The 7,615-nt window shown below is 75.2% G+C and carries 9 protein-coding genes and 1 pseudogene; 3 read left to right on the forward strand and 7 right to left on the reverse strand.

Translation table 11 applies throughout. The annotated features are described in order from the left end of the window. From ACFU6K_RS24220 to ACFU6K_RS24230, 3 genes and pseudogenes are all read left to right on the forward strand, one after another. Positions 1-461 (forward strand): annotated as a pseudogene (locus ACFU6K_RS24220) (rRNA cytosine-C5-methyltransferase); the annotation flags it as partial. 418 nt (positions 462-879) lie between these two features. Further along, positions 880-1,035, forward strand: coding sequence for a hypothetical protein (locus ACFU6K_RS24225; protein WP_380666280.1), 156 nt, complete (start codon positions 880-882; stop codon positions 1,033-1,035). Positions 1,036-1,100: 65 nt separating this feature from the next. After that, positions 1,101-2,054, forward strand: coding sequence for a MerR family transcriptional regulator (locus ACFU6K_RS24230; RefSeq protein ID WP_380666282.1), 954 nt, complete (start codon positions 1,101-1,103; stop codon positions 2,052-2,054). 36 nt (positions 2,055-2,090) lie between these two features. On the opposite strand, the gene ACFU6K_RS24235 is transcribed toward ACFU6K_RS24230, so the two are convergent. The 7 genes from ACFU6K_RS24235 to ACFU6K_RS24265 all read right to left on the reverse strand — a co-directional run bounded on the left by ACFU6K_RS24235 (position 2,091) and on the right by ACFU6K_RS24265 (position 7,355). Further along, the gene (locus ACFU6K_RS24235; RefSeq protein ID WP_380666284.1) at positions 2,091-2,540 is read right to left on the reverse strand and encodes a hypothetical protein; all 450 of its coding nucleotides are present in this window, start codon (positions 2,538-2,540) and stop codon (positions 2,091-2,093) included. Between the two features lie 165 nt (positions 2,541-2,705). Next, the gene (locus ACFU6K_RS24240) at positions 2,706-3,098 is read right to left on the reverse strand and encodes a sulfurtransferase TusA family protein (protein ID WP_380666286.1); all 393 of its coding nucleotides are present in this window, start codon (positions 3,096-3,098) and stop codon (positions 2,706-2,708) included. Further along, positions 3,095-3,781: a class I SAM-dependent methyltransferase gene (locus ACFU6K_RS24245; RefSeq protein ID WP_380666288.1), complete on the reverse strand. Its 687-nt coding sequence runs from the start codon at positions 3,779-3,781 to the stop codon at positions 3,095-3,097. Before ACFU6K_RS24245 ends, ACFU6K_RS24240 begins: the two co-directional genes overlap by 4 nt. A gap of 169 nt (positions 3,782-3,950) precedes the next feature. Further along, positions 3,951-4,499, reverse strand: a complete 549-nt coding sequence (locus tag ACFU6K_RS24250) for a MarR family winged helix-turn-helix transcriptional regulator (RefSeq protein WP_380666290.1) — start codon at positions 4,497-4,499, stop codon at positions 3,951-3,953. A gap of 79 nt (positions 4,500-4,578) precedes the next feature. Beyond that, on the reverse strand, positions 4,579-4,935 hold the full coding sequence (locus ACFU6K_RS24255; RefSeq protein WP_380666292.1) for a DUF6204 family protein: 357 nt from the start codon (positions 4,933-4,935) through the stop codon (positions 4,579-4,581). A gap of 175 nt (positions 4,936-5,110) precedes the next feature. Next, the gene (locus tag ACFU6K_RS24260) at positions 5,111-6,040 is read right to left on the reverse strand and encodes an aminoglycoside phosphotransferase family protein (RefSeq protein WP_380666294.1); all 930 of its coding nucleotides are present in this window, start codon (positions 6,038-6,040) and stop codon (positions 5,111-5,113) included. A gap of 58 nt (positions 6,041-6,098) precedes the next feature. Next, positions 6,099-7,355, reverse strand: coding sequence for a serine hydrolase domain-containing protein (locus ACFU6K_RS24265; protein ID WP_380666296.1), 1,257 nt, complete (start codon positions 7,353-7,355; stop codon positions 6,099-6,101). Positions 7,356-7,615: the final 260 nt, after the last annotated feature.

The following is a 7,615-nucleotide window of genomic DNA, read 5'->3' on the forward strand; positions in this document are numbered from 1 at the left end:
TGGTGGCGCGGGCACTGGAGGGCAACCCCGGCCCGTACACCGTGATCGCGGCCGACGGGACGCGCCCGGCCTGGCGCTCCGAAGGCTTCGACCGGGTGCTGGTCGACGTGCCGTGCTCCGGCCTCGGCGCGCTGCGCCGTCGCCCGGAGGCGCGCTGGCGGCGTCGGCCGGCCGACATCGCGGCCTTCGGCCCGCTCCAGCGGGACCTGCTGCGTTCGGCCATCGAGGCCACCCGGGTCGGCGGCGTGGTCGGCTACGCGACCTGCTCGCCGCACCTCGCGGAGACCCGGGCGGTCGTGGACGACGTGCTGCGGAGCGAGGGCGGCCGGGTCGAGTGGATCGACGCGCGCCCGCTGCTGCCCGGCGTCCCGGCGCTCGGCGACGGGCCGGACGTGCAGCTGTGGCCGCACCTGCACGGGACGGACGCGATGTACCTGGCGCTGCTGCGGCGCACCGCCTGACGTCGGAATCGATGCCGCCTCCCCGGCCGGGGTCGTCACCTCGGCGGGGAGGCGGTCGGCTTCGGCGGGCAACCGCCGCCTGTCCCGGTGGGGTTGACGCGGAGCCGGATACCGGCTTCCATGGCTGCCGTGTAGCCGCTCGGCTGCATGATCTTTGGGGGGCAGGCTTCGTCGCGTCGAGCGGCGGAAGCCGGGGAAGCAACCCCACAGGACATGCGGCGCGATGCGGCTGTTTCGTTGTGCGGAGTCGGATCCTCGGTGCTGCCCTCCCCGGCCGTGGGAGGCGGCAGTGTCATCGGGGATTCGACGTTCGACGGGGGAGCCCGCCGGTTCGCGGAGCGCCGCGCCGGAGCGCCGGGGCACGCGGGGAAGTGGTGTTGCCGGGGCGGACGGCCGCGCGCTCGATCTGATCGCCCTGATGTCGATCCTGGCGGTGTGCACGCTGATCTGCCTGCTGGCCGGTACGGCCGCGCTCCAGGCGGTCATCGGCGCGGCGGGCATCCTGTTCGCCGCCTGGCGGATGCCTCGGCGCTCCGGGCGGGAGGAGGGGCGTCGGCGCGGGCCCCGTGGGTGAGGTGGGGCGGCCGTGGCCGGGGGCGGCTTGCATCTCCCGTAAGGGGAGGTAGCAGGGTGGTGGCCATGAACGGCGACGCGCTCTGGACGATCGGTGAGCTGGCCCGGCGGACGGGGCTGACGGTCAAGACCGTCCGCTTCTACTCGGACCAGGGGATCGTGTCGCCGGCCGACCGCAACCCGGCCGGCCACCGGCGGTACGGCCCCGAGGCCGTCGCGCGCCTTCACCTGGTCCGCACCCTGCGGGAACTCGGGCTCGGACTGCCCGCGATCCGACGGGTGGTGGAGCGTGAGCTGACGCCGGCCGACGTCGCCGCCGCGCAGGCGGAGGCGATCGACCTCCAGATCCGGGTGCTGCGGCTGCGGCGGGCGGTGCTCGGCGCGGTGGCCAGGCTCGGTTCCACACCTGAGGAGTTGACGCTCGTGCACCGGTTGGCCCGGCTCACGGAGGATGAACGGGGACGCCTGATCGGGGAGTTCCTGGCGGAGGTGTTCGGCGGGATCGGAGACGGCGGGTTCGGGGGCGGCGGGTTCGGGGGCGGCGGGCGGTTCGCCGCGGCGGCGCGCTCGTTGACGCCGGAGCTGCCGGAGGAGCCGTCGGTCGAACAGGTCGAGGCCTGGGTGGAGTTGGCGCAGTTGGCGGGGGACGCCGGGTTCCGGGCGCTGCTGCGCGGGCTCGCCGAGGCGGAGGCCGCGGAGGCGGCCGACACGGGACTGCCGAGGCCCGGACTGGCGGTTGCGGTACGGGAGTTGGCCGGGCCGGCGGTCGCGGCCGGGGTGGAACCCGGGTCAGCGGAGGCGGCGGCGATCGAGGTGCTGGTGGAGCGGTACGGGCGGTGGTGCGCGGGGGCGGTGCCGGAGGAGGCCGGGGCGGTGCGCGACCGGTTGGCGGAGCGGCTGGGGGCGATGGCCGATCCGCGGCGGGAGCGCTACCTGGAGCTGCTGGCGGTGGTCAACGGTTGGGCCGCGCCGGAGAGTCGGGCGGCCGAGGTGGACTGGGCGGTGCGCGCCGTGGCGTGAGTCGGTGCTGCCCGGTTCGGCGGTGGGGCGGTGTGGCTACCGACGGGTGGGGCCGGAGAAGGTGGTGAGGAAGGCGTGGGCCTGGGCGCGGAGGTGGTCGACCGGCGGGTCCTCGCAGATCACCTCCAGGCCGAGTCCGGTCGCCCGGCCCAGGTCGTAGTAGGACTGGTAGGCGAGGTACGGGCGGTGGTCGTCGGTGGGGTCGAGGCCGACGGCGAAGGTCGCGAAGTGGGGCTGCGGCTCGCCCGGGGCGGGGGCCGACCCGGTGCGGGAGAGCTGCCACTCGAACTCGTACGGCTCGGGTTCGGCGGGCAGGTCCAGCAGGGCCTGGGCGAGCCGGCGGACCTCGTCCGGGTTCGCGAAGGGGATCGACTCCGAGGAGGAGGGGGCCGAGGCGAGCAGTTCCCAGGCGTCGCCGTTGTGGCCGACGGTCAGGGCCCACTCGCCGCTCGGGTCCTGCCAGCGGCAGCTGATGATCGGGTCCACGGCGGTCAACCTCCCTGTGGCGCTGGGTCGTTCGTACCTCATCATGGTGGCACACCGGGCGCTTCGGGGGCTTCGGTCGCGAGCCGTCCTCGGGCCCGTCGCCAGGCTTCCTGGAGCGTGCGGCAGCCGTGGCCCACTCCGGGTGCGCCCTGCGGGGTGGGCCGGTCAGTCGGCGGCGGGGGCCGGGTGCCAGGGGCGGTCGGGGCGGGTCTGGACCGGGGCGGAGGTGAGGCGCAGCGCGTACACCTCGCGGTCGGTGGCCTCGTACGGGACCTGGCCGAGGTACTCGTGGCCGGTCAGGTGGCACCAGGCGGGGAGGTCGAGCGGGGCGGCGGGGTCGGTGGTGTGGATGTGGACCACCGCGCCGGCGGAGAGGTGCGCGATCCGGGCGCGCAGCCGGAGCAGGAGCTGGACGCAGAGCAGGCCGGTGCCGTCGATGGTGAGGTCGGGGGCGTCGGGGGTCCCTGCCGTGTCCTCGGCGGCGGTGGCGTCGGGGGTGGTCCCGGGGGCGGCGGTCTCGGGGGTGGTCTCGGGGGCAGCGGTCTCGGGGGCGGTCATCGGGGCGTCTCCTGGGTGATGCGCCAGAGGCGGCGGGGCAGTTCGCCCTCCTCGAAGGGGTGGACGTCGGTCAGGTGCCAGCCTTCGGCGAGCCTGTCCACCAGCTCGCGGGGGAAGAAGTGGACGGCGAAGCCGCCGTGCTCCCAGATGTCGTCCCCGTGGCCGGTGCCGGCGCCGTAGTGGGCGTCGCCGGTGTGGCGGACGGTGTAGACGAAGGTGCCGCCCGGGCGCAGGACCCGGCGGACCTCGGCGACGAGCGCCTCGATCTCCCCGGTGGAGAGCGCCATGCAGAGCAGCATGTGGGCGAAGACCGCGTCGACGGAGGCGTCGGGGAGGGGCAGCGGGTCGCGGACGTCGTGGGTGAGGACCGAGAGCCGGCCGGCCAGGCCCTGGCCCGCCGCGGTGGCGCGCAACTGGTCCAGGCCGGTCGGGCTGAAGTCCGCGGCCAGCACGCGGAAGCCCGCCCGGGCGAAGTGCAGGGCGTCGCGTCCGTGGCCGGCGCCGAGCTCCAGCACGTCCCGGGCCCCGGCGGCGGCGAACACTCCGGCGGCGTACTCGGCGGGGGCGGAGGGCCGCTCGCCGTACATTCCCGGGTTGGCGGTGTAGGTCTGCTGCCAGTGCGCGCGTTGGGCGTCCGCGAGGGCGCGCTCCGGGCCGGGCCCGGTGCCGGGGGTGTCGGTCATGGTGCGGCCCTTCGCGCGGGTGGGGTGGTGCGGGTGGTGCCGGTCGTTTTGGATGACATGGGGGGTGCCGGGGGGTGCCTGCGGTACGGGGCCAGCCTAGGACGTGGGCGCGGGCGGCGGGTGTGGCGGGGTGCGGAAGGGCGTGCGCGAGGGCGGTGGGGCGGGCGGATCAGCCGAGGTGCAGGCCGGGGGCGGTGCCGCCGAGGCGGGTGAGCAGGGTGGACAGCCGGCCGAGGTCCTCGGCGCTCCACTGCTCGGCCGCGAAGTGCTCGGCGGCGACCTTGCGGGCGGTGTACAGCATCTCGGCGAGCCGCTCGCGGCCGGTCGGGGTGAGGGCGGCGTAGGTGACCCGGGCGTCGCGGGCGGCGGCCTCGCGGGCGACCAGGCCGATCCGCTCCAGCGGTGCGAGGCCGCGGGTCACGCCGGAGGCGGTGAGCCCGAGGGCCTCGGCGAGGTCGACCCGGCGCATCCGGCCGCCGGGGGCCTGGGAGAGGTGGAGCAGCATGGTGAAGTCGGCCAGGCTGACGCCGTGCAGGCTGCTGAGGCCCGCGTCGAAGCGCTTGACCACGGCCGTCTGGGCGCGGACCAGCCGTAGCGCGGTGTCCAGGGGGCCGGGGCCCGGGCCTGGTGCGGTCGCTGCGCTCGCTGCGGTCGCGGCCCGGTCCACCTGGTCCGGCTGCTGCTGGTCTGAACGCTGCTGGTCTGGACGCTCTGTCATTGCCACCTCCTTGACTGCTCAAGTATAGCCCTGGGGGGAGCCGTCAAGGAGGTGGCGGAGGGGGGAGGGGGAGGGCGGGTCAGTGCGCGGTGTTGGCGGCGCGGCGCTGACGCTTGCCGAGCGGGGCCTGGGAGAGGTCCTCGGCCTGGGAACGGAGGTTCTTGTAGCCGTAGCCGCGTTCGGTGAGCCAGCTCCGCGCCGACTGCTCGGCCCGCTCGGTGGCCTCCAGGATGTCCTCCTCGGCCTCGCCCTCGTCGAGGAAGCGGAAGGTGAAGGCGGCCCGGGCGGAGACGTCGTAGCTGAGGTGGCCCTCGCGGGTGAAGGCGGCGCGCAGCACGTCGTGCTCGGGGGCGGCGGCGAGCAGGTCGGCACGCTGGTCGGCGGTGAGGCCGTCGAAGACGCCGCGCACCATGATGCGGAAGGTTCGAGTGGTCATCCCCCGACCATAGGCAGTGCGGGCCGCCGACCGCCAACATGATTCCTGGGCCGGGCGTCTTTCGGTGACGGTCGGTGGTCGTGGGCCTCCTTGGGTGTCCGTTCTCGGTGGTCAGGTGGTCGTCGGGTGGTCGTCGGGTGGTGGTCCGGTGGTGGTCGGTGGTCGTGCGCGCCGGTCAGGCGGGGGTGAGTGCTTCGGCGAGCTCGTCCGCGTACCGGGTGAGCCGGTCGAGCTCGGGGCCTTCCCGGGCGCGCCGGAAGCCGTGCCGCCGACCGTGGAAGGCGGCCTGGACGACGTGGAGTTGGGTCCAGCGGTGGAGGCGTTCGCGGTCCAGCTCGGCGGCCTCGGCGAAGACGTCGAGCGCGCGGAGGAGTGCGCGCTGCCGGTCCGGTGCGTCGAGCAGGGTCAGGGCGTGGACCTTGAGCAGGGTGCCGCCGTCGTAGGCGCGGTCTCCCACGTAGCCCTTGGGGTCCACGGCCAGCCAGGGTTCGCGCTCCGCCCGCAGGATGTTGCGGGGGTGGAGGTCCCCGTGGACGAGCACGTCCGGCTGGGTGCGGGCGAGTTCGCGGACGGTCGCGAGGGCGGCGCCGACCGTGCGGGCCGGCAGGGGGTGGGAGAGGGAGGCCGCGTCGGTGCGCAGGCCGGCCTCCCACTCCGCGGCCTGCTCGCTCAGCCGGGGCAGGCCCGGGGGCGCCGGGACGGCGAGCCGCCGGCTGAGCCGCCCGGCGACCGTCAGCACCTCATCGCTGTCCCGGACCTCCGCGAGCGTGGTCGGGCTCGCCCGTTCGAGCAGCATCGCGAAGCGCTCGTCGTCCCGTTCGTAGAGCCGGACGGCGCCCCGGCCCGCCCACACCGCGAAGGCGTCCGGCTCGTGGACGTTGCCGGGGTGGGGGAACGAGACCTTCAGTACGGCCGTGCGCCCGGCCGCCTGCCGGACCGGGAGGATCAGGCCGACCCCGCCGTGGGTGGCGGCGCCGTCCGGCGCGCAGCCCCAGCGTTCCAGCAGCTCGGCGGTGAGGCCGGGGAGTTCGGCGATCCAGGCGGCGCCGGGGGCTCCCTCGCGGTCGATGGTGGTGCGGGCGAGCCCGCTGGGAATGCTGATCATTCGTTTTCCTTTCGAGGGTGGGGGAGCGGGGCCGGTTCGGTCGTCGGTCCGGTCGGGCTCAGGGGGCGAAGGGGCCGAAGGCCGTGACGGCGAGGCGGAGCGCCGGTGCCGGGGTGCCGACCCCGGCGCCGACGGAGTAGACCAGCCGCCTGCGCAGGTCCGGGGTGGTGAAGAAGCCGTCGGAGTACCCGAGATCGTGCCCGGTCTTGCCCCAGAGCACCGTGCCGTCCCGCAGGGGGATGGCCATCAGTCCGGCGCTGTAGCAGGCCCGACCCTTGTCCGGACCGAACGGGCACTCGCCCGCTCCGCGTACGGGCACCAGCCGGCCGGAGGCGTCGCGCGGCAGGGTGAGCAGGTCGTGCAGCTGCTGCGGCGGCAGGAGTTCACCGCCGAGCAGGGCGCGCAGGAACCTGTCCAGGTCGGCCGGGGTGGACACCATCGACTCCGGGTTGCCGCCCTGTTCGGAGACGTCCGTCGGGGTGTCGGCGCTGTCGGGGACGTAGCCGGCCAGGTGGGGCTCGGGCATCGCGGGCCTGCCCTCCGTCACCTCGGTGTGCCGCAGACCGAGCGGCTTCAGGATGCGGGCCGTCACCTCCTCCCTGATCGTGTGCCCCGTCACCTGCTCGATGATCCGGCCCGCCAGCCGGTAGTTGAAGTTGTTGTACTCCTGCGCGCTGCCCGGCTCGAAGGCCGGGCCGGCCTCGGGCAGGCCGCGCTCTGGGTGGGGCCGGAGCGTCCGCTGGACGACCAGGTCGAGCGTCTCGTTCGCGAACCGGTGGGCGATCAGGCCGTCGCGCTTCTCCAGCTCGGTGCCCTCGAGTTCCGGGCCCTCGACGGCCTGCGGAAGTCCGCTGGTGTGGTCGAGGAGTTGGCGGACGGTGATCGGCAGCGTGAAGCTCGCGGGCAGCGTGCCGGGCAGGTACTGCTGGACGGTGCCGTCCAGGGAGATCCGCTGCTCGGCGGCGAGTTGGAGCAGCACCGCGGCGACGAAGGTCTTGTTGATGCTGCCGATCCGGAACGCCGCGTCCGGCGCCACCGGCCGCCCGCTCACCGGATCGCCGGCGCTGCCGCGCCAGACCAGGCCGTCGGCCGTCACCCGGGCGACCGCGCCCGCCGCCGGGTCGCCCGGCCGGGCGGCGATCGCGGCGTCGAGGGCGGCCGGATCGAAGACAGCCGGACTGAGGACAGCCGGACCGAGGGCGGCCGGACCGGGCCCGGCAGCGACGGCGGGCGCGGTGGACGCGGACGCGGACGCGGCCGCGAGGAGCAGGGCGGCGAGGCCCCGCGCGAGGGTGGCGGGTTTGGCGACGGCCATGTGCTCTCCGATGCGGGTCGGGCGGTCGTGGGGCGGAGCGATCCGCCGTGGAGAACACGTGGCTGACGGTCGTTCAGTTGCACGCCGCCGGTGCGGAGGTGGAGATCATGGGCGCAGAACACGGTGGGACTCCCTTCCGCGGTGGCCCGGGTGGCCACCGTCGCGATGCCCCCAAGAGTGATCGCCGGAAGCCCCTTCGCGCATGTGCCGATCGGCAGGAATGCGGCGGGAAAGCGGCCGGGCCTCCCCTGCCGATCGGC

It is taken from the genome of Kitasatospora sp. NPDC057512 (assembly GCF_042802135.1).
In the GTDB taxonomy this organism is placed as follows: domain Bacteria; phylum Actinomycetota; class Actinomycetes; order Streptomycetales; family Streptomycetaceae; genus Kitasatospora.